Raw genomic sequence first — 19,319 nt, forward strand, 5'->3', positions numbered from 1 at the left:
ATATTACAAAACAGGACAACACCATGGAAATTCCACGCTCTTCGCTTTGCCTGCTTGTCGCCAGTATGCTCGGGACACCCGCGTCGGCGCAGGATCAATCAATCGACCTGGACGGCACATGGGAGAGCATCGCCTGTGAACTACGCCCACAGGTCGGGCCGGACGGGATTGCCTCTTGGTATCTCAAGCGTTCCATCAACTTCGCTCCAGGTCGCATTGACGCTCACTTCACGACATTTGCCGATCCGGCGTGTTCCACGCCCCTCGTGGAGCTTAAATTCGGCGGCGACGTGAACGTCGTTGGGGCTTCGGACGTGGCGCCGGGGGCTAAAGAAGTCGATCTGATCGTGAACGATTACCTTACCGTCACGCCCAAGATGGAGGGGTTCGCCGGATTCCTAAACAGCGCTGATCCGGGAGCATGTGGCGCCGAGCAATGGGTGGTCGGTGTCGAGCAGGACATCTTTGAAAGCGGTTGCTCTGTTATGGGCGTTGCCGCGAACGCACCAACGACAGAATACGAAGTGCTCCACTTTTCGGCTGGGCACCTATATTTCGGTGCGCGCCCTGTTGATGGTCGGTCTCTTGCGGCTCCGGAGGATCGTCCGACGACCCTACAAATGCCGCTCAAGCGGCTGGAGGGCGGTATGACTCAGAAAGTTGGCGCAGATGACCTAAGGGTCCCCAAACATGTCGAGATCGTATTGTTCGAACAGGCCGACGGTGCAGACCCAGAGGAGGTGCGCGCATTCTTCGAGGCCATCACCCAAAAGATGAACCAGAACGACACGCTTCTCTACCGAACGGTCGGGCAAGGCGAAGGCGGGGCCTGGCTTTGCGTCAACTATTGGACAAACCGCCCGGACATGGAGGCTTTGAACGCACAAGCACAAAGCTGGGCCGAGGAGTTTGCGGCGATGGGGGCGTTGGTGAAGCCAAGCAGTTTCCGGCTCACCAGCTACGACACTGGTCTTTAATACCCGCAACTCAGACTACTCAGAAGCGGTCGTTCATGCGAAATGCAGCGGATAACTGCATTGAGCCCGAAGCAGACTCCAGTTCACGACACCAGACCAACTCACGTTCAATAATTTGTCCGCGAGCCGAGATGGTCTGCAAGCTGATCGAATACCAACCTGATCCTTCGCGCTGTTTGCAACTCAGAGTGTGTGGCCAACCAGATAGGAAACTTGAATGGCTCGTGTTCGGGGAGAACACGCTCCACACCGGGTGTCAGGGCCGCCACATCGTCTGACATAACACTGATGCCGAAGCCTTGGCGCACAAGCTCCCATGACACTATACCGCTCTGCGATCCAATCCGAAAATTCTTGCGGGTTACTTCGATTCCAGCCGGATTGAGAAATCCAATCATCGTGTCAACATCGCCAAAGCAGACGAAATCCAACTTAGCAAGTTCGTCTTCATTTCGTGGTCGCCCAACCTGTTCGAGGTATGAAGGGGCAGCGTAAAAGTGTGCCGTCGCTTCTGCCACGAGCTTTGCAATCAGGTCCGGCATTGTCGGGCGCACATGCCGAATTGCGATATCTGCCTCGCGCCGCTGTATGTCTCGTATGTCATTTGCTGCGACAACGTCGATCTCAAGCCGCGGTGCCGCGAGCCTGATCTGTTTGAGAATAGGCGGTAGCTGATAGGCTGACATCACGTCGGAAGCAGTGATCCTGACTTGCCCTTCAACTGCTTGTGACTGGCTTGTTGCGGTCAGAGAAATTCTGTTCGCGACATTTGCCATTTCACTGACATGCACCAAAAGCTCAGTACCGGCTGTTGTCAGATTAAGCGACTTGCCAACCCTTTCAAACAAGGTGACGCCAAGCGCCTGTTCCAGCGCGGCGACCTGACGACCGACGGTTGGCTGGGTCTGTTCAAGCACGCGCGCCGCGGCAGAAAACGAGCCTTCTTCTGCCGTTGCAAGAAAGGACCGAGCTTGGTTCCAATCGAAGTTGATAGCCTTCCATTTCATGCATTAATGCATAACAGTTCTGCAATATCTGGCAATTTAATAAATCGGCGTTTTAAGATATTGGCTGCGGTGACACCAATGGAAAAGAGAAACGATATGGCTGCATTGTCCAAAGATGCTGCATTTTGGAGCAAGATTTCGCGCAAATATGCGGCTGATCCTATCCGAAATATGGAAGGGTATCTGAAAACGCTTGAACGTACAAAGTCCTACCTGAAAGCCGAAGACAGCGTGCTGGAAATCGGATGTGGGACGGGGTCAACCGCGTTGCTACTGGCACCACATGTGGCTCAAGTCATTGCCTCCGATCTCGCACCGGGAATGATCGAAATCGCTAACGAAAAACTCGCTGAAGAAGAGCTGGAGAATGTAACGTTCAATGTGGCCGAGGTTCTGCAGCACGATCCTAACGACGGTTCTTACGACGCTGTCCTCGCTCATAATCTACTGCACCTTGTACCCGATATGGGCCATGCACTCGAACACATTGCGACCCTTACAAAACCCGGTGGGGTATTCATTTCCAAAACCGTCTGCGCTCCAGAGAGTGGAGGGTTCAAATATGGCATAATCAGCCGAATAGCGATCCCGATTATGCAGGTGCTCGGGAAAGCTCCGTTCGTAAATTTTGTATCCGTAGCTGAACTCCAGCATGCCATAGAACTTGCGGGCTTCAATATCGTCGAGACAGCGGATCAAGCCGGGTTATTGCCGAGCCGGTACATTGTCGCGAGAAAGCTGTGAAACAGTATTCGCGCCATAATTACTTTGCATGCAAGGGACAGCTCGGGCCATTAAAAGAGTATAATTATGAAAGATGGGATTTCATTTGCACGCCTTTCGGAAATCGATCCGAAAGACATTGCGGTTCATATGTCCGACCCTCGGGTAGCAGAGCATATGCCGCTTTTGACGTTCAAATGGAATGTTGACGTCGCAAGAGATTTTATCGCCAAGAAGGAGGGCTACTGGACACGGGACGGTCTTGGACATTGGGCGTTTTTGTCAGGCGGTCGGTATGTTGGTTGGGGGGGCTTTCAAAAAGAAGGTGACGAGTGGGATTTTGGGTTGGTTTTGCGGCCCGACGCCTTTGGCCTTGGGAAACGGATTTCCAAAATGGCAATCGACTTTGCGATTGCTGACAAACGTATCCCCTTTGTCACGTTTCTGCTGCCACCAAGTAGAAAAAATCTGGGTGCGCTCCGGAAACTCGGTGCCAAACACATCGGCGAGATCGAATATGAAGATGCTCAGTTTCTCAAGTTTCGCCTGGATACGGAGTAAACTCCGTTCTTCCTGATTTTTCCCGGTGGTGCGCCAAACACCCGTTTGAAGGCTTTGTTGAACGCAGGCTCTGACAAGTATCCGATGTCAGCGGCAATCTGCGAGATAGGTTGATCGGTGGACACCAACCTTTCGCTGGCCAGGTGCATACGCCACGTTGCAAGATACTGGATTGCTGGAACGCCTACCAACTCAGTAAACCGTGCCGCGAAAGCGGATCTGGACATACCAGCAACCTCCGCGAGGGACTCGACTGTCCAAGCCGCAGCAGGCGTACGGTGAATCGCGACTATCGTGCACCCGATCTGCGGGTCTCGCGCAGCTTTTAACCAGCCTCGATCTGCATCGGGTGCGCTGTTCAGCCAACGACGAATGGCCTCAATGACAACCACATCTGCCAGTCGCGTGATCACGGTTTCGCCGCCCGGTCTCAATTCCCGCGCCTCTTTTGCGATGAATTGCAAAGTTGCCTGTAACCAGCTTCCGGCGTCTTCCTCCCAAGGGTCGATTTTGAGTACATCCGGAAGCAAGCGCATCAACATATCACTGGCGGTGTGATCTATTCGGACCAAGCCGTACATGATGCCCGTCTCCGCGCCGCCGCCGCCGTATTCCAGTGTTTCATAAAGCTCGGTTAACTTGCGAATGGGCAACTCCTCCAGCGTCAAAAGCGGAGTGTCTTCTGAGCTAAAGAAACCGACCGGTGCTCCGTTGGTCATCAAGACCAGATCGCCTTTTTCGACCTCGAACGGGTCATCGTCACCGACCTTCATCAAGCACCGCCCGTGTGTGATGACCGCAAAGCTCAGTACGCCGGCAAATCCCGGTATCGATACGCCCCATGGTGCAGTCATGCGAGACTGGCAATAGAATGTACCTGTCAATTTCAGCAAATGGAGGATTTCCCCCAGCGGATCGCCGATCGGCTGTGCCAGTGCATCTGGGTCAGGGACATGTGGTTCAACTTTGTTCATGCGGGGACCTTGGCTGAAATTTAGCTCTTCGTCTACATATTTTGGACGATTGAATAAGAATATCGGATTATAAAGAATAGAACATCTCTATTGATTGCCTAATATCGGGCCATCAAGTGAACTCATGGAGATAACCAATGACACAGCAACCCATACTTGTACTTGGCGCGACAGGCAAAACCGGATCGCGGATCGCGACACGTCTGGAAGAAAAAGGGCAGGCAGTCCGGCGCGCATCGCGGAACAGTGAAACGCCATTTGACTGGGATCAACCGGAGACCTGGCCCGCAATTCTGGAAGGCGTCTCGTCTGCCTATATTTCTTACTTTCCTGACATCGCTTTTCCAGGCGCGGTTGAGCAAGTCGAAGCCTTCACAGCATTGGCTCGTGAAAAGGGACTACGGCGTTTTGTGCTGCTAACCGGGCGTGGCGAGTTTCATGCGGAACGAGCGGAAGCAGTCGTACGCAATTCCGGAGTTCCGTTCACTATCGTTCGTGCAGCATGGTTTGCGCAAAACTTCTCTGAAGGGGCCTTGCTTGGTCCGGTCATGGAAGGTGTCTTGCCGATGCCCGCCGGCGATGTACGCGAACCAATCATCGATGTGGACGACATCGCCGATGTTGCCGTAGCTGCTTTGACAGAAGAAGGACACGATGGCAAACTGTACGAGGTCACGGGACCACGTCTCATGACGTTTGCCGACATGGCCGCAGAGCTTTCGCGCGCCATGGGCAGGGCTGTGCAATACCTGCCAATTTCATTCGAAGACTTCCACGCGGAAATCGCGCATGCGAATGGCGAGATGATTGCTGATGTGATTACGGACATCGCGCGTGAAACGCTGGACGGGCGCAATGCGAACCTCGCGGACGGGGTCCAGCGTGCGCTTGGACGCGCGCCACGCGACTTCGCCGACTTCGCAAACAAAGCTGAAATGTCTGGCGCGTGGATCAAAGCCGCTTAAGCCAGGCCAAAGGACATTGGAGACAAACATGAATCTTGAACTTAGAGGCAGACTTATCCTGGGCATGTCCGGATTAGTTGCATTCGCCATAGGTCTGGCCATCACTCTGGACCCACAGTCTTTCTACGCCAACTACGGCATCTCACTCTCGCCGCAGCCAAACCTGATGAGTGAGTTGCGTGCACCTGCTGCAAACCTCGCGGTACTTGGCCTGATCATTTTGTGCGGAGCATTTTACCAAAAGTTGGTCCAGGCCTCAGCCTTGCTTGGGGCTACGGTTTTCTCAGCTTTCGCCGTGGGCAGGACAATCAGTTTCGTCCTCGATGGTTGGCCATCCGAAAACATTCTTGCCGCATTTGCGATAGAGGTTTTGCTTGCGGTGTTGTGTTTGTGGGTTGTCGGTGGAAATGCGAAATCTGCAGCGCCGGCCTGAGACGGCTTTGCCCGCAAAGCGGACACAGTCCGCGCGCAGAAGATTACGGACATGAAGAACCGAAAGCTCTACCTTGGTCCCCTATCTTCTCAAATTAGATGTTTTCACCTCACCGGTGAGATTTTCGTCCACATGTCAACTGGCAATCGGGTTAGAGTAGAGCGACGAAATAGCGTCGCATCAGGAGAGCAAAGCCGCGCGTCATGGCGAAGATACCGTCGTTGAAAAGCATTCAGGCCTTCGAAGCAGCCTGCCGACATCTGAGTTTCAAGGATGCCGCCGATGAATTATGCGTCACTCCGACTGCCATTTCCCATCAGATCAAATCGCTGGAGGATCAACTTGGGGTGCCCCTGTTCCACCGGCTGACCCGCGCCTTGAAACTGACGGAGGATGGGGCAAATTACGCGCCCCACATTATTGAGGCTTTCAAGAACATCGAAGCTGCCTCTCTCGCGTTGGAGGAAGACGACCTTGCGGGCACATTGACAATCTCAACCACCGGGTCCTTTGCCGCCAACTGGCTTAGCCCGCGGCTGCGAGGCTTTTACGAGAAATACCCGGAGATTTCGGTAAGGGTTCTGTCAAGCGATCAGCTGGTGGATTTCAAGTCCAGCGATGTGGATGTGGCCATTCGGTATGGCTTTGGCGATTATCCTGACAGCAATGTGGCTTGGGTCTTGAATGACTGGGTAGCCCCTGTCTGCAGCGTGGAAAAGGCGAAGTCACTGAGTTCCACCGAAGATCTTCTGAAATCTCGTCTGATCGAATACCAATGGAGCGGGTTTTCCGATGCGGATCCGAGTTGGGAGCGCTGGATGGACGCGGCTGGCTTGCAGACTGGCGATGTCGAGCCCTATGTCACCTATTCCGACGAACACATCTGCTTGCTGACGGCAAGCGATGGTCATGGTGTGGCCCTGGTCAGCCTTTTGGCCGCCGCGCGTTTTCTGGAACGCAATATGCTGGTCGCCCCCTTTGACACTGCATTGAAGAACAAGAGCTATTTTCTCGTCTGCCCGGAAACTTACGCCAATCGTGCACGCGTTCGTGTGTTCCGGGAATGGCTATTGGATCAAGCGGATGAGTTTCGCGACAGCGCCGTCGGTCAAAGGTTTTTTGAAGATTAGCGCGTTCGCAACGATCTAATCCTTCGCTTGAATTTTTGTCATTTCTAAATTGCCGAGAAGCATGCGTTTCTAAACCCCTAATCAGGAGTTTTTGCGCATGCAAAGTTTTAGCCTTTCCCAACAGGGACGCGGATGTACTTGCGACGGCGTCTCATCTTAAAAAGAAATTTTGGCGATTAGAGATGGCTGAGGTCAGTTCACTCTATTCAGAATTCTCTTCATTTGTACCTGCGCGCCCCTGGCTTCACCTTTGAATGGTTCATTGCAAACTGACTAGGTGACAAGATGACCACAATCCTGAGAATTGACGCCAGCGTACGCCGCACCGACAACCCCGTTTCGGCCTATAACTCCATTTCCCGCGCTTTGGCGGATAGTTTCGTAGAAGAATGGAAAACGGTTGATCCGGACGTCGAAATCATTCTGCGTGACGTCGGAGTGACCCCGCCGGATTTTATTTCCAACGATTGGATCGCGTCCGTTTTCACTGCGGAAGAGGAACGCACTCCTGAACAGAACGCTTTGGTTAGCTTGTCTGACACGCTGATTGACGAGCTCGACCGCTCCGACATCCTGCTGATTTCGACGCCCATGTACAACTACGGCATGCCCGCAGCCCTGAAGGCTTGGTTTGATCAGATCATCCGGATCAATAAGACATTCACGTTTGATTTGGCGCGTGGCGACTTCCCTTTGGAACCGATCATGTCAGGCAAAACCTTGGTGCTGCTGACCTCGGCTGGTGAATTCGGTTTTGAGGACGGTGGGGTTCGCCATGACTCGGGTCACCTTTCTGCGCACATCAGCACATTGCGCCAGTACCTGGGAGCAGAACGCATGTTTGAAGCTGCGGCCGAGTACCAGGAATTCGCTGATGAGCGTCACGAAGCCTCGGTCGCCTCAGCTCGGGCCCAGGCACGTCACATTGCTCGTGAGCTAGCCTAGTCGCGGGCCAGTTTTTTGGAAAGTAGAACCTGACGAAACGAAGAGGTTCTAAATTCCCAACTGATCACAGCTCAAGGTGTGTGAAGCAAGTGGTTATGTCCTGCGCCCTTACTTGAGTGGTTCAAGTCGCTAAAATTTCACAACGGCAGTGAATGTAGTTGTAAACCTTCATTTCGGATTGGCAGACAGTTTAAACCAATCTCTTGAAACAACATCTCCGTATTCGAACTCCAGGTTCAAATGCGGACTTTGCTATGTTGTGTTTTAACGGCAGATTTGTTCGCGTTTCGCCAATTCGATTTGCGTGTATTTTGCTTTCGCAGCGAATGTCCGGAAAGCGGGCTGCAATCGCAGCATCGGGCGCCGTCGCTCAAGGTCGGCTCTGGGCCGTTTGATTTCTATCAGCGATTTTAGGCACGATATGCAGGAAGAGGTGCCCGGTCCTGCAAGGTTATCATTCTTCGAAGCATCGTTTCCATGACACTTTGGCGAACACTACTTATTTCTGCTGATGGATCGTCGAACAAGTTTCGCAACTCGTGAGGGTCATTTTCCAAGTCGTAAAGTTCGTTCCAATCTTCACCCTCGCGCAGTGACATTCTGTATCTGTCCGTTACCACAGTTCGCACTCGCTGTGGCCGATCGAAACCGGTCATTGTTCGCTGGCTGTCCTCTTCAACAAGAATGGCCTTTGGGGGCTTTGATGTGAGCAAATCGCGCCCCTGAATACCATTAAAGGCTTGTATGCCCGCGCGGGACAGAATTGTTGCTGCAATGTCGATCGAAGAACCTAAGCCGGTATCAACTACAGCCTGATTTGCTTTGGGGTCTTTCCAGATGAACGGTACGCGGATGATGCTTTGGTAGTGCAGCAAGAGCTTTAGCATCAGCCCGTGATCGCCCATATAGTCGCCGTGATCCGAGGTGAAAATCACCACAGTGTCTTCTGCTAGCCCCAATGCCTCAAGCCGGGCCAGCACCCGACCGATGGCATCATCGATCATGGTGATCATCCCATAGGTTAGCGCTATAATCGCGCGAGCCTCATCCTCGCTTACAGCAAAAGGGTTCTGGCTGTCACGCGGATCTGTTCCCTGTGCCATCGCCTCTTTCATGGCTTTGATCGGTGGCAGATCACCATGACCAAACGAGAGGGGCAACGCCATCTCTGCCGGATCATACATATCCCAATACCGCCCAGGCGGGGTGAACGGGTGATGCGGATCCGGGAAAGACATTTGCAGAAAGAATGGCGCGTCCTGCTGTGCCTGTTCGGTTAGCCAGGCTTCGGTCCGATCGGCAATCCATGAGGTGGAGTAAAGTTCTTCCGGCACAGCCGTCCGCCAGGCTTGAGGCGCATTGATCCGATTGTTCGGCAACGCGTTGTCAGGACCGGTCAAATTATCAAAGTCAGGCCGCTGTGTACGGGCCCACAGCAGATAGTCACCCGAGGCCTGGTCGCCGTGATCGGCAGTAACCTCTACATGATCAAACCCGTAAAAATCGCCTGTCAAACGCTCGGACAGCGGTCTGTCCCATTTGGGCGCGACTTCAAGATCGTAGTCAGATGAATGCCTGTTGTTTTTGTAGGCGTCCCGCAGAGCGACGGATGGTGCTGTCAAACCGTCCTGTGGCTCGAACTGATTAGTGGCGGGCAAACCGGTAAAACTCTGTAGGTGGGATTTGCCGATCAGACCGGTGTTGTACCCGGCATCGCGCAAAAGCTCGACAAAGGTGGTGTGATCCTTTGACAGGGGAATGCCGTTGTGGCGTGCACCATGCACTGAACACATGCGCCCGGTCATAATGGATGCGCGGTTGGGCATACAGATGGGATTGGCAACATAGAACCTATCCCAGCGCGTGCCTTTCGCCGCGAGACTGTCGATGTTGGGTGTTTGAACAGTGTCATTGCCATAACAGCCCAAGTGATCCGCTCGATGCTGATCCGTAATGATGAACAGGAAATTTGGTCGTTTGCTCATTGGGATGCCTTTGAAGTTTCGGGCGTGGATCGACCTGCCATGAAGTCATATGCGACCAGCGCCATTCCGATGCCAATGGCCAGAACCTGGATCAACGGATCAGTCGCGAGGCAGGCAAATGCAGTACCAAAACGCACAACGATTTCAGGGATGGTCAGCTTGCGTCTGTCGAAACCCGACAAGGCCGATGAGAATAGCCAAATGCAAAAGCAGGTGCGAGCAACGATCCAAAGGAAAGGAAATAGACTGAATTGCTCGATAATCAGGATGGTCGGATAGAAAGCAAAGACAAAGGGTATGATGAACTTTGCCATGCCAAGCCGGAACGACATGAAGGCTGTCATCAAAGGATTGGCCTGCGCGATAGGGGCTGCTGCATAGGCCGCGATGGCAACGGGGGGTGTCAGGGATGAGGCAACGCCGTAATAGAAGACGAACATGTGCGCGGTCAGCATCGAAACACCCAGTTCCTGAATGGCAGGGCCCATCACAAGTATGATAATCAGATAAGCGGGTAGTGTGGGCATGCCCATCCCAAGAACCAGAGCCCCTACCATCGCGACCAGCAGCGCCGAGAACAGACTTTCTCCGCGGATCGTAGCAATAACATTGGCCAGTTTGAGGCCAAGGCCGGTACTGTCGAGCGACCCGACCAGAATACCGATTGCGGCGATGGCGATCAAAAGCAGTGCGCCCGATTCCGCACCTTTGAGAAACGAATCCCAGATACGCTTTGGATCGGCTCGAACTTCTGGGTTGATCGCAGACAATACCAGGAGAACCACAACGGCGTAGAATCCTGCGGCAGAGGTGGACAATCCCGCTAGCAGAGAACCGATCACGACAAGAATAGGCCCGACGAACAGGACGGAGTTTATTAGGTCTATGCGGGTGATCTGATCGTCAACGGTCATGGGTTGAACCTCGATACCTTGACGGCGCGCCTCAACCGTCACGGCAGCAAACAAACTGAAATAGTAAAACAGTGCCGGGAACAAGGCTGCGATAATGATGTTCAGGTACCCAACGCCGGTCAAATCCGCCATGACCAGAGCTGCTGCGCCCATGATCGGCGGCATGATTTGCCCTCCGGATGAGGCAGTGGCCTCGATCCCAGCTGCAAATGTGGGCGAAAAGCCCCGTTTCTTGATCATTGGGATAGTGAATGTACCGGTACCCACGATATTGGCCACTGTTGACCCCGACATCGTGCCAAACATGGACGATGCTAGAATGGCGGCGTGCGCCGGACCGCCACGTGTACGCCTGGTGGCAAGGAAAGCGAATTTCAGAAGAGTGTCGCCAGCACCGGTTCCTTCGAGCAACACCCCAAAAATGATGAACACGAATACGGTGCTGAGAACGATGTTTGTGATCGAACCGAACACGCCCTTGTTGGTGTTGTACCAAAGCGCCTCGGCCACTTCTCTTAGAGAGAAACCTGCATGCGCCATAATGCCCGGTAAGTCCTGCCCAAACAAAAGGTAGATGACGCCAAGCGTGCCAACCGCAAACAATCCCCATCCCCAAAGGCGGCGGCACAGTTCAAGGAATACTGCCAATCCTGCCAACGCCGGCCATGCATCTTTTGTAGTCACGTCGTAAAGCGCCGTTTCCATCTCGGTCTGTACGAAATAGAAAGACCAGATCGCCCACATCCCAACAACGATAAGGGCGATATCGATCAGGACACGCGCGCTGCTTAGCTCCCCATAGATCGACTGACGCTTTTGCGAGACCGCAACGGCAACGATCAGGGCTAGCGCAAAACCGGCGGCCCGGTGAATCTTGGGGTCGATCAAACCCACGCCGGATGAGTAGAGTGTGATCAGGCCGAGTGCACAGCACGCGGCCATCGAGGCCAGGGCGAATAGTCTCATTGAGACACGGGTGATGGAAACCGCATCAGTCATCGGAGCATCTCTCATCCAAAAGGAAAGGGGATACGCCAGGCCAGTGCGTTGGCCTGATGTAAGCCTTAGGAGCCGGGGCGAAGGTCGTCTGGAACTTCGAAGCCGGCTTCGTCGTAGTAACGCAGGGCACCGGGGTGCAGCGGCACGTTGATCGAAGTAAAGGCCGTATCTTTGGTCACGTCCTTGAGGAAGAACGCGGTTGCGTGCACTTCGTCCAAATTTTCCCAAAAGGCCTTGGTGGCGTTGTAAACCACGTCGTCGGAAACATCCGCGTGTGTACCCACAAACTGTGTAAAGCCCAAAGCTGTAATCTCGCCGTCGGTCAGTTGCCCTTTGTAGACGTCGCCATTGAATTGCATCATGCCTCGGCCCGGTCGTCCGAACAGCGCCTGCATTTCGTCGCTGGAAACTTTATCCTCGGGGATGGACAGGACGCGGAATTCACCCGACAGACCAAAGCGTTCAATGTTGGCGGAACCGATCTCGGCAGGCCGTACCATCATATCTATTTTACCGTCGGCAAGTGCTGCATAGCCTTCGCCCCAGCCGAGCCGCACGGCTTGGTAGTCTTCTCCAGCAACATAGCCTGTGATGTTCTTGATCAGCGCCTCAGACGTCGCCGATGCAGACCCGGCCGGCGGCCCCGTGAAAACGGTTTTACCTTTGATATCGTCCCAAGTTTCAATCCCTGAACCTGCCAGCGTAACAGGGTGATAAGCTCCAGCCTTGAAACCAAGGATTGCGCGGATGTTCTTGGAGAGTTCGGGCGCACCCTCGACTTTTTCGTACATCCGTTTTTGGCCAGCCATGAGATTGACCAACGATGGCACGGTCGAGAAAAAGTCGATCTCACCTTTTGCGCCCCTCAGCATCGACTTGGTCAGTGTCTGACCTGCGTTGACCTGAATTTCGACACCGGACTTACCCGCTTGGTTCGAGAACGCAACGAACACTGTGTGGACCGGATCACCAACACCTGCTGTCTCTCCTTTGAATATCTCAGCCGATCCGGCATTTGCGGCCGCGAAAGCAAAGGTCGCCGCCGCAAGCGTACGACCCAACGATTTGAATAGAAACATGGACTCCTCCCAGTCAATTGCTGACTAATTTAGCAGTATAAAACTATATGGAATAATCAAACTTTATGCCTTATACATAACAATTAGATATGAAACTTGACCCCAAGCATCTCGCCCAGCTCTCTGTTATCGTCGAAGCCGGTTCCTATCAGTCTGCCGCAAGCCGGTTGGGTACCACGCAGCCAGCACTTAGCCGGAACATGAAAGCGTTAGAGAATCGACTGGGTACACAGCTTTTTCAGAAAGTGGGGCGGCGGTCTATTCCAAACAATTTGGCACTTAGACTGGCGCGAAACGGGTTGGCCATCCGATTGGCGGAAGAGCAAGCCGGTATTCTTGCAGACCAGTCTACGAATGGCTCGATCGGTGAATTGCGAATTGGCGCGCCTCCGATCGTTTCAGGGCGTTTCCTAAGCGATGCTCTGGCGCAATTTATCAAGGCAAATCCCAATTGCAGTGTCGAAATCAGGACTGGGCTTGTTCATGAACTTCGGACGTTGCTCGAGCGAGGTGAAGTCGACCTCGTGTTCGGTCCTGAAAGCTTGGCTGAACCTGTGGATGGACTGGAGTTCGAAGAACTCATCGACGACGGTGTCGCGGTAATGTGTCGGACAGGTCATCCCCTGACCGCTCTTAAACGGGTCATGGCGTCAGATCTCGAAGTGCAGATTTGGCTTGCGCACTCTCGGGGGAGTTTGCTGCGTCAACAAACCGAATCAGCCATGATTGCCTCAGGTGTTCGCTCCATGCGGATCGGCTGCGAAACAGACTCCATTCGATCCGTCCTGGAGATCGTTTCCGAAACCGATTTGATTACGACTATGCCGAGGGCGACGACCGCACCATACTTGGAAGACCGACTGCTCTTTTTGAATTTCGATCATCAGCAATTTCATCGGCCTCTAGGGGTCATTCGGCGCGCAGGAGTTTCCGCAAGCAGAATTGAAGATCGCTTCTTACACACACTCAAGAAATCGCTTGCAGTTCATTTTCCTGTCTGAGCTTGGAGCGTTTTACGAGACCGCACTATCTGCGTTTTGCAAAAAGCGTATTCTTTTACTCCGAAATAATTCTCGAGCAATTTGCACAACCCGTTTTGTCACAAGCACCGTTGGTTCAACTGGTGTCAAGTTTTGTGGACGAAACGAATGTCCGCAATGCGGGCTGCAGACGCAGCGTTTGAACGCGATGCTCAAGGTCGGCTTTGGGCCGCCCTTGCAAGCGGCCCCAGCGATCACCTGTCGAGGTGTCAGTCATCGCAAAAGCTTCCCAAAGCCCCACACCGTGGGCTTCAACTCGCCGTTGTTGGATCAATGATCTGGGATACTTCTGTCACCGCGTTGGCCGGGAAGCCAGAGAGTTCGGCGTGTTTGTGGATCGCTTGTTCATTTTCAGCAAGGTATATGCAGAATGTCTTTGACGGCGTGACATATGAGTGAAGCCATTGAACCTTGGGCGCGAGCTTGTCGAGCGCGTCGTTCGATGCTTTTGCCGCTCCGCTGATTTCTCCTTCGTTCATGTCGCCGACGCCGGGGATCTCGCGTTCGATAACGTACTTCTTCATTGGTCTTCTCCTTCTTCGGGTTTGTTTGAGTTTCGTGAAAGGTGTTCAGGGCGCGGTGGACAAACCAACCATTCCCGAAAGCTCGGTGCTTCGCGTTTCTCTCAGGTATGCCTGATGGATCACAAAGCCGACCTGAGGATCGATCCGCATGAGGACCGCCGCGAACCAGCCGGGGGTTTCAGTGATTTGCGATATGCACATCCGGCGCATAAACGCCGCGATGCCCATCGAGCAGAGAGGTGACGCATGCGCATCCTCGAGCCGGACACGGAAGCGTCTCCGGCCTAACAGGAGGTCGCGGGCCAACTCCTGAACAGCTTCCCAGTTTCGGCGCACAAGTTTGCGGGCTCGCCATGCGGCTTCGGCCTGTTCGATGGCTGCAAGCGGGTCCGGACGGTCTGAATGGATTTCTCTGGCCGTGCCGGTTTTCCGCACAAGCCAGAACAGGGTCCCGTCATGCATCGCCAAGGCGCGGATCGCGCGCGTCTCGCCTTTGTCAAAACTTATGACGTGGCCGTAATCGACAAAAGCATCCCCCCAGTCTTCCCGCTCCTGCACGATTTCGCCAGACGCGGCTGCGATTTCACGGTCCAGAAGTGATGTGTATTGCCGCTGCATGGCAAGTTTGAGGCGTAGGGGTTTTCGGGCCAAAGGTCCGCCGAGCATGCGTCGGCGCAAATGGGTTTTTGGGAATTCTTTCAGCATCTGCAGCTCCAATTCGATTGAACTTGGTTTTTGGCTTCCCTCAATCTCGCAGGTCTTTGATACCATCGCGTCGGGAAGCTTCCCTATTTTCCGTTTCACCGTTCCCTATTTTTCGGTCCCTATTTATTTGAATGGGCGCTAGTATTCCTTTCGGAAAGTCGCCTATGGAATTGGTTGAACGCGAAAAGGAGCTTTCAGAGCTCTCAACACTTCTAGACCGCGCTAGACGCGGCCAAGGGATTGTGGTCGCTGTACTGGGAGAGGCGGGAATTGGAAAATCCAGCCTCGTGCGTGCCTTTCTGAATGGCGCTGGTACCGACATTCGGGCGCTAAGCGGGTTCTGTGACGATCTTGGGATTGCCGAACCACTCAGCGTTCTTCGCGACCTGGCTCGGGAAACAGGCGTCGATCTGCCTGAGAGCCTGAGTGACTCTAGTGAACGCTTGAGTGCTTTCTCTGAAGTGCTCCAAAGAGCAATCGCACAGTCGATGCCGACTGTGATCTTTGTCGAGGATGTTCATTGGGCTGATGACGCGACGGTCGATTTTCTTCGATACCTGACAAGACGGGTTGCTGGAACAAGGGTCATGATTGTCCTCACCGCGCGGACAGACGAAGCCAAAGGGCGCACAAACGTTCGGCGGATCATAGGTGATGCCGTCTCTCAAGATGTGCGGCGCATTGACTTGAAGCCCATCTCTGAGGCGACCGTGGCGCGGCTGGCGATTGAGGCGGGCAAGGATCCGCAAAGGTTCAACGCAGTGACCGCCGGTAATGCCTTTTTTGTGACAGAGCTGCTTTACGCTGGTGACGATGATGCTTCGCCGACAGTGCTGGAGGCAGTGCTCGCCCGCGCAGATCGCCTGTCTCATGCGGCGCGGAATGTGCTTGAAACCGTTGCCATCTTTCCAAGAAGCGTGAGCCGCGCGTTGCTAAGTGACTTACTCGCAAGCGATGTCACCAGCGCGATAGACACCTGCATCGACGGCGGTTTTCTGGTTGGAGAAGGAGCTTTAGTCTCGTTTCGGCACGTTCTAGCGCGCCGCGCCATCCTCTCCGAGATGCGTCCTGACCGGAGAATGGAACTGAATGAAAGGCTGCTTGAACTCCTTGAAGCACAAGGCGAAACGACACCGTCGCGCCTCTTGTATCATGCCCGCGAGGCCCAAAACGACAGGGCAGTGCGCCAGCTCGCGGTCGAGGCTGCGGATGAAGCAGCAAAGCTTGGTGCCCGCCGCGAAGCGCAGGAATTTTATCGCCTGGCCGTCGATGTATTAGGAACCAGCGCCCCTGCCAGTCTTCTCGAAGACGCTGCCTATGCTTGCTATCTTGTTGGAGTCGACTCCGATGCGATTGATTACCAGAACCGGGCTTTGGACATTCACGTTGCAAACGGTGATCGGCTACGTAAGGGCAACGGTCTCCGACTGCGGTCGCGTTTTCATTGGTCAGCAGGAGAGTTCGAGCCGGCACGACGCGATGCCCGAGCAGCGGTCGAAGTCCTGCAGAACTTGGATGGCCCTGAACTGGCAATGGCATATTCAAATGTAGCTCAGGTTCACATGCTGAACCGAGAGTACCACTTGGTGCGTGAGCCAGCCGAAGCCGCAATTGAAATTGCCGAGGATCTCAATCGATCTGACATATTGAGCCACGCTCTCAATAATCTCGCCTGCGCTCTGCAGTTCACCGACCCATCTCGTGCGAGGCGTGAGATGGACCGCAGCCTGAAACTGGCGCTCGACATTGGGCATGTTGATCACGCAGCCCGTGCTTTCGTAAACGCGACATATGTCGAGATGTATCTGTGTCAGTTCAACAAGGCGAAGGCCTTCGCAACGCGGGGAGTTTTCTATTGCAAATCTCATGAACTCGATGGCTATTGGGCCTATCTTATAGGTGCACTTGCATTGGCCGAGTTGGGTTTGGGCGAGCTTGAGGGCGCAGGGCGTTCCGCGAACGCAGCCCTGGCCCGAGCAAACAACTTCGATGTCGGCCTTTATCGACACTCCGGATCGGTGGCCATACTGAAGTACCAGGTTCGAACGGGTGCGAGCTTAGACGTAAATGAGATCGCTTATCTCGATACGTTTCGTTCCGATCAGACCGAACTACAGCGTCTCATACCCTATGCAGAATGCATGGCAGAACACGCTTGGATGACTGGGGACGGTCAGGAAAACGCCATCGGGCTTCTGAAAAAGTCGATCGAGTGGGCCCCGATACCGGACGTCGTGCAAACCTGTCATCTTTGGCTCAAGCGGTTCGACCCTGAGCACGTCCCTCCGTCGTTCGAAGGGTTCCTTGACTGCCACAGGCTTGAGATACAAGGGGACTTCGCCGGCGCCGACGAGGCTTGGGCTTGCCGGTCTGCAACTTACGAACACGCTCTCTGTCTTGCTCAGGGCGACCTGGCATTGCGCAAGCGTGCAGTCGAACTCTTCACCAACTTCGGCGCTTCGGTAGCCGCGCGACGTGTTGGTGCCACGCTGTCGCGCTCAGGGGTTCGCGCAGCGTCAAACCCGCGCGCGTCCACACGCAACAACCCAGCCGGCCTGACAAAACGTCAAATGGACGTTTTGGATTGCTTGCAAGATGGCCTGTCCAATGCAGCTATCGCAGATCAACTGTACATCTCGGCCAAAACCGTTGACCATCATGTCTCCGCAATTCTCGCAAAACTGGGCGTCCGAACGCGCGCCGAAGCTGCTGCAAAGGCCGGCAGCGGAGAGCTCGATCTGTAAATACGCGATCATTGGCAAAGTTCTCTATCTGCGGTTTCGATTTCAAGGGCAGAATTAGGTCGCATCGGGCTCATGGTTTTCTCCGGGGTGGAACGAACTGCCCCACAATGGCGTTGGTGACGGGATGCCTTCTGGAAGTCCGCTGCGAAGTCACCCGGTGAGGTGCATCGACTTTGCATCACGAGGTCATCCAGTCTCCGTCCCGATAGGACCAGTTTCCACAGTTTGCGGATCTCTGTGTTTCAAATCATGCGGGCAAAGCCTCCTTTGTCCAGGCGAACTCGGTTCCATCTCGCCAAAGCCGTGTCAGGATGACCGCCATCTTGCGCGCAGTCGCGACCGTCGCCTTTTTGAGCCCTTTGCGTTGCACAAGCCGCATTGCCCAACCCTTCAACAGGCTGAACTTTGCGACCCGCTGGATGAGTATGTTCGCAGCCTCATAAAGCAATTTGCGCATGCTTCGGTCACCGCGTTTAGAAATGCGACCGGACCAATCGGTTTCGCCTGATTGGTAGCGTCTCGGCGTCAATCCTAGATACGCACCGACATCCACCGCACGCCGGAAACGTGTTGCGTCATCAATGGTGGCAATAAAGCTCAGGGCTACGATAGGCCCAACCCCAGGCACGCTTGTCAGGCGCCGTGCCAGCGGGCAATCCTTTGCATATTTCTGGATCTCGGCATCAAGGTCGGTGGTCTCATGGCAGACTGTTTCATGCACCTTGATCAGCGATGCGAATACGACCTCGAGGATCGGATCACCGGAAACAATCTCGCTGAGTTGATCGCGGAAGTCGCGTCGGCTCCGTCCTTTACGCACAACGCCAAGACGGACGCCGAAGGTTTTCAAAATGCCGCGCGCCTGACCTACGATGTCCATGCGGATGCGAACCAGGCGTTCGCGGGCTGACAAGAGCAGGCGCAGCCGGTCGCTGTTCTCGCTCTTGATATGTACCTCGCGATACCAGCCGGTTCGCGCCAACTGAGCTAACGCCTCCGCATCCGAGCGATCTGACTTGTTCATACGTGCCGACAGAGCTTTGTGTGCCGCACGGGCGTCAATACACACCACCGGCACGCCACGGCGATCAAGCTCGCGTGAGAGCCAAATGGACAGCGGCCCAGACTCATGCCGATCCGTTCAACGCAGCCAGCATGTAGATAAATCGTCTTGATGATCTCATCCGGGTCAGTCGAGCACTCACCCTCGAAAACGCGCGTGCCATCCTCTTGCAGAACACACACTGCGCAATTGGTCAGGGACACGTCTAAGCCAACATAGTTTTTCATGGTTGTCTCTCCTTCAGCTCAAGGTTTTCGAGATACGACAATAGCCGCTCTCAATACCCTTGAAGCCGAATGTTCAGCAGATACGCCATGTCAGCTTTCCGGAAGCTGCGCCGCAGCGTTGGATCGCAGAATGAAGGTCTGCTCTGGGCCGCCTGCGACACGGAGGTTCGTTTTCAAGCCAGCACCAGTGTTCGAAATCATGGGGCTGATCTCGGGGGTTGGCTCGTCGTTTCACTCTGGGTTACGGTCGAGCGAACGTTATGTGCTTGAGGATGGGTAGTGTAACAAGTGCAATTTGAAAGTCTGTTGGACTCGTTCATCGTG

General features: G+C 54.2%; 17 protein-coding genes. 9 read left to right on the top strand and 8 right to left on the bottom strand.

The window, feature by feature from the left end; all coding sequences use genetic code 11:
* Positions 1-23: 23 nt before the first annotated feature.
* Positions 24-977, top strand: a complete 954-nt coding sequence (locus ACR0K1_RS22010; protein ID WP_480616573.1) for a hypothetical protein — start codon at positions 24-26, stop codon at positions 975-977.
* A gap of 107 nt (positions 978-1,084) precedes the next feature.
* Here the strand turns inward: ACR0K1_RS22010 and ACR0K1_RS22015 are convergent, their stop codons facing one another.
* Positions 1,085-1,984, bottom strand: a complete 900-nt coding sequence (locus ACR0K1_RS22015; protein WP_480851897.1) for a LysR family transcriptional regulator — start codon at positions 1,982-1,984, stop codon at positions 1,085-1,087.
* 78 nt (positions 1,985-2,062) lie between these two features.
* On the opposite strand from ACR0K1_RS22015, the gene ACR0K1_RS22020 reads away from it, so the two are divergent.
* Positions 2,063-2,728 (top strand): class I SAM-dependent methyltransferase, encoded by a 666-nt coding sequence (locus tag ACR0K1_RS22020; protein ID WP_480851898.1) that lies wholly within the window; start codon positions 2,063-2,065, stop codon positions 2,726-2,728.
* A 66-nt stretch (positions 2,729-2,794) separates the two neighbouring features.
* On the top strand, positions 2,795-3,268 hold the full coding sequence (locus ACR0K1_RS22025) for a GNAT family N-acetyltransferase (protein ID WP_480851899.1): 474 nt from the start codon (positions 2,795-2,797) through the stop codon (positions 3,266-3,268).
* Here the strand turns inward: ACR0K1_RS22025 and ACR0K1_RS22030 are convergent.
* The gene (locus ACR0K1_RS22030; protein WP_480616569.1) at positions 3,235-4,242 is read right to left on the bottom strand and encodes an AraC family transcriptional regulator; all 1,008 of its coding nucleotides are present in this window, start codon (positions 4,240-4,242) and stop codon (positions 3,235-3,237) included. The two genes, ACR0K1_RS22025 and ACR0K1_RS22030, sit on opposite strands and share 34 nt — an antisense overlap.
* A gap of 137 nt (positions 4,243-4,379) precedes the next feature.
* Between ACR0K1_RS22030 and ACR0K1_RS22035 the strand changes: the two genes are divergently transcribed.
* From ACR0K1_RS22035 to ACR0K1_RS22050, 4 genes are all read left to right on the top strand, one after another.
* Positions 4,380-5,207, top strand: coding sequence for an NmrA family NAD(P)-binding protein (locus ACR0K1_RS22035; RefSeq protein WP_480851900.1), 828 nt, complete (start codon positions 4,380-4,382; stop codon positions 5,205-5,207).
* A gap of 28 nt (positions 5,208-5,235) precedes the next feature.
* On the top strand, positions 5,236-5,640 hold the full coding sequence (locus tag ACR0K1_RS22040) for a DUF4345 domain-containing protein (RefSeq protein WP_480851901.1): 405 nt from the start codon (positions 5,236-5,238) through the stop codon (positions 5,638-5,640).
* 203 nt (positions 5,641-5,843) lie between these two features.
* Positions 5,844-6,770: a transcriptional regulator GcvA gene (gcvA, locus tag ACR0K1_RS22045; RefSeq protein ID WP_353011617.1), complete on the top strand. Its 927-nt coding sequence runs from the start codon at positions 5,844-5,846 to the stop codon at positions 6,768-6,770.
* 285 nt (positions 6,771-7,055) lie between these two features.
* On the top strand, positions 7,056-7,715 hold the full coding sequence (locus tag ACR0K1_RS22050; protein ID WP_480616565.1) for an FMN-dependent NADH-azoreductase: 660 nt from the start codon (positions 7,056-7,058) through the stop codon (positions 7,713-7,715).
* A gap of 410 nt (positions 7,716-8,125) precedes the next feature.
* Here the strand turns inward: ACR0K1_RS22050 and ACR0K1_RS22055 are convergent, their stop codons facing one another.
* The 3 genes from ACR0K1_RS22055 to ACR0K1_RS22065 form a co-directional block, all read right to left on the bottom strand.
* Positions 8,126-9,700, bottom strand: coding sequence for a sulfatase family protein (locus ACR0K1_RS22055; RefSeq protein WP_480851902.1), 1,575 nt, complete (start codon positions 9,698-9,700; stop codon positions 8,126-8,128).
* Positions 9,697-11,613 (bottom strand): TRAP transporter permease, encoded by a 1,917-nt coding sequence (locus tag ACR0K1_RS22060; RefSeq protein ID WP_480851903.1) that lies wholly within the window; start codon positions 11,611-11,613, stop codon positions 9,697-9,699. The genes ACR0K1_RS22055 and ACR0K1_RS22060 overlap by 4 nt, the downstream gene beginning before the upstream one ends.
* A 65-nt stretch (positions 11,614-11,678) precedes the next feature.
* On the bottom strand, positions 11,679-12,692 hold the full coding sequence (locus ACR0K1_RS22065) for a TAXI family TRAP transporter solute-binding subunit (protein ID WP_480851904.1): 1,014 nt from the start codon (positions 12,690-12,692) through the stop codon (positions 11,679-11,681).
* Between the two features lie 89 nt (positions 12,693-12,781).
* Here ACR0K1_RS22065 and ACR0K1_RS22070 point away from each other — a divergent pair, with 89 nt between their 5' ends.
* A complete protein-coding gene (locus tag ACR0K1_RS22070) occupies positions 12,782-13,693 on the top strand; it encodes a LysR family transcriptional regulator (protein ID WP_480851905.1) in 912 nt (303 codons plus the stop codon).
* 290 nt (positions 13,694-13,983) lie between these two features.
* Here ACR0K1_RS22070 and ACR0K1_RS22075 read toward each other — a convergent pair whose 3' ends face one another.
* Positions 13,984-14,256, bottom strand: coding sequence for a DUF4242 domain-containing protein (locus tag ACR0K1_RS22075; RefSeq protein WP_480851906.1), 273 nt, complete (start codon positions 14,254-14,256; stop codon positions 13,984-13,986).
* A 45-nt stretch (positions 14,257-14,301) separates the two neighbouring features.
* A complete protein-coding gene (locus ACR0K1_RS22080) occupies positions 14,302-14,961 on the bottom strand; it encodes a hypothetical protein (protein WP_480851907.1) in 660 nt (219 codons plus the stop codon).
* A 164-nt stretch (positions 14,962-15,125) separates the two neighbouring features.
* On the opposite strand from ACR0K1_RS22080, the gene ACR0K1_RS22085 reads away from it, so the two are divergent.
* Positions 15,126-17,705, top strand: coding sequence for a helix-turn-helix transcriptional regulator (locus ACR0K1_RS22085; protein WP_480851908.1), 2,580 nt, complete (start codon positions 15,126-15,128; stop codon positions 17,703-17,705).
* A gap of 247 nt (positions 17,706-17,952) precedes the next feature.
* Here ACR0K1_RS22085 and ACR0K1_RS22090 read toward each other — a convergent pair whose 3' ends face one another.
* The gene (locus ACR0K1_RS22090) at positions 17,953-18,783 is read right to left on the bottom strand and encodes an IS110 family RNA-guided transposase (RefSeq protein ID WP_480851909.1); all 831 of its coding nucleotides are present in this window, start codon (positions 18,781-18,783) and stop codon (positions 17,953-17,955) included.
* Positions 18,784-19,319: the final 536 nt, after the last annotated feature.

The organism is Ruegeria sp. F5 (assembly GCF_056533845.1).

Excerpts from the sequence above, each read along its gene's own strand:
- ACR0K1_RS22010 (WP_480616573.1), top strand. The coding sequence starts at position 24 with ATGGAAATTCCACGCTCTTCGCTTTGCCTGCTTGTCGCCAGTATGCTC.
- ACR0K1_RS22015 (WP_480851897.1), bottom strand. The coding sequence starts at position 1,984 with ATGAAATGGAAGGCTATCAACTTCGATTGGAACCAAGCTCGGTCCTTT.
- ACR0K1_RS22020 (WP_480851898.1), top strand. The coding sequence starts at position 2,063 with ATGGAAAAGAGAAACGATATGGCTGCATTGTCCAAAGATGCTGCATTT.
- ACR0K1_RS22025 (WP_480851899.1), top strand. The coding sequence starts at position 2,795 with ATGAAAGATGGGATTTCATTTGCACGCCTTTCGGAAATCGATCCGAAA.
- ACR0K1_RS22030 (WP_480616569.1), bottom strand. The coding sequence starts at position 4,242 with ATGAACAAAGTTGAACCACATGTCCCTGACCCAGATGCACTGGCACAG.
- ACR0K1_RS22035 (WP_480851900.1), top strand. The coding sequence starts at position 4,380 with ATGACACAGCAACCCATACTTGTACTTGGCGCGACAGGCAAAACCGGA.
- ACR0K1_RS22040 (WP_480851901.1), top strand. The coding sequence starts at position 5,236 with ATGAATCTTGAACTTAGAGGCAGACTTATCCTGGGCATGTCCGGATTA.
- gcvA (WP_353011617.1), top strand. The coding sequence starts at position 5,844 with ATGGCGAAGATACCGTCGTTGAAAAGCATTCAGGCCTTCGAAGCAGCC.
- ACR0K1_RS22050 (WP_480616565.1), top strand. The coding sequence starts at position 7,056 with ATGACCACAATCCTGAGAATTGACGCCAGCGTACGCCGCACCGACAAC.
- ACR0K1_RS22055 (WP_480851902.1), bottom strand. The coding sequence starts at position 9,700 with ATGAGCAAACGACCAAATTTCCTGTTCATCATTACGGATCAGCATCGA.
- ACR0K1_RS22060 (WP_480851903.1), bottom strand. The coding sequence starts at position 11,613 with ATGACTGATGCGGTTTCCATCACCCGTGTCTCAATGAGACTATTCGCC.
- ACR0K1_RS22065 (WP_480851904.1), bottom strand. The coding sequence starts at position 12,692 with ATGTTTCTATTCAAATCGTTGGGTCGTACGCTTGCGGCGGCGACCTTT.
- ACR0K1_RS22070 (WP_480851905.1), top strand. The coding sequence starts at position 12,782 with ATGAAACTTGACCCCAAGCATCTCGCCCAGCTCTCTGTTATCGTCGAA.
- ACR0K1_RS22075 (WP_480851906.1), bottom strand. The coding sequence starts at position 14,256 with ATGAAGAAGTACGTTATCGAACGCGAGATCCCCGGCGTCGGCGACATG.
- ACR0K1_RS22080 (WP_480851907.1), bottom strand. The coding sequence starts at position 14,961 with ATGCTGAAAGAATTCCCAAAAACCCATTTGCGCCGACGCATGCTCGGC.
- ACR0K1_RS22085 (WP_480851908.1), top strand. The coding sequence starts at position 15,126 with ATGGAATTGGTTGAACGCGAAAAGGAGCTTTCAGAGCTCTCAACACTT.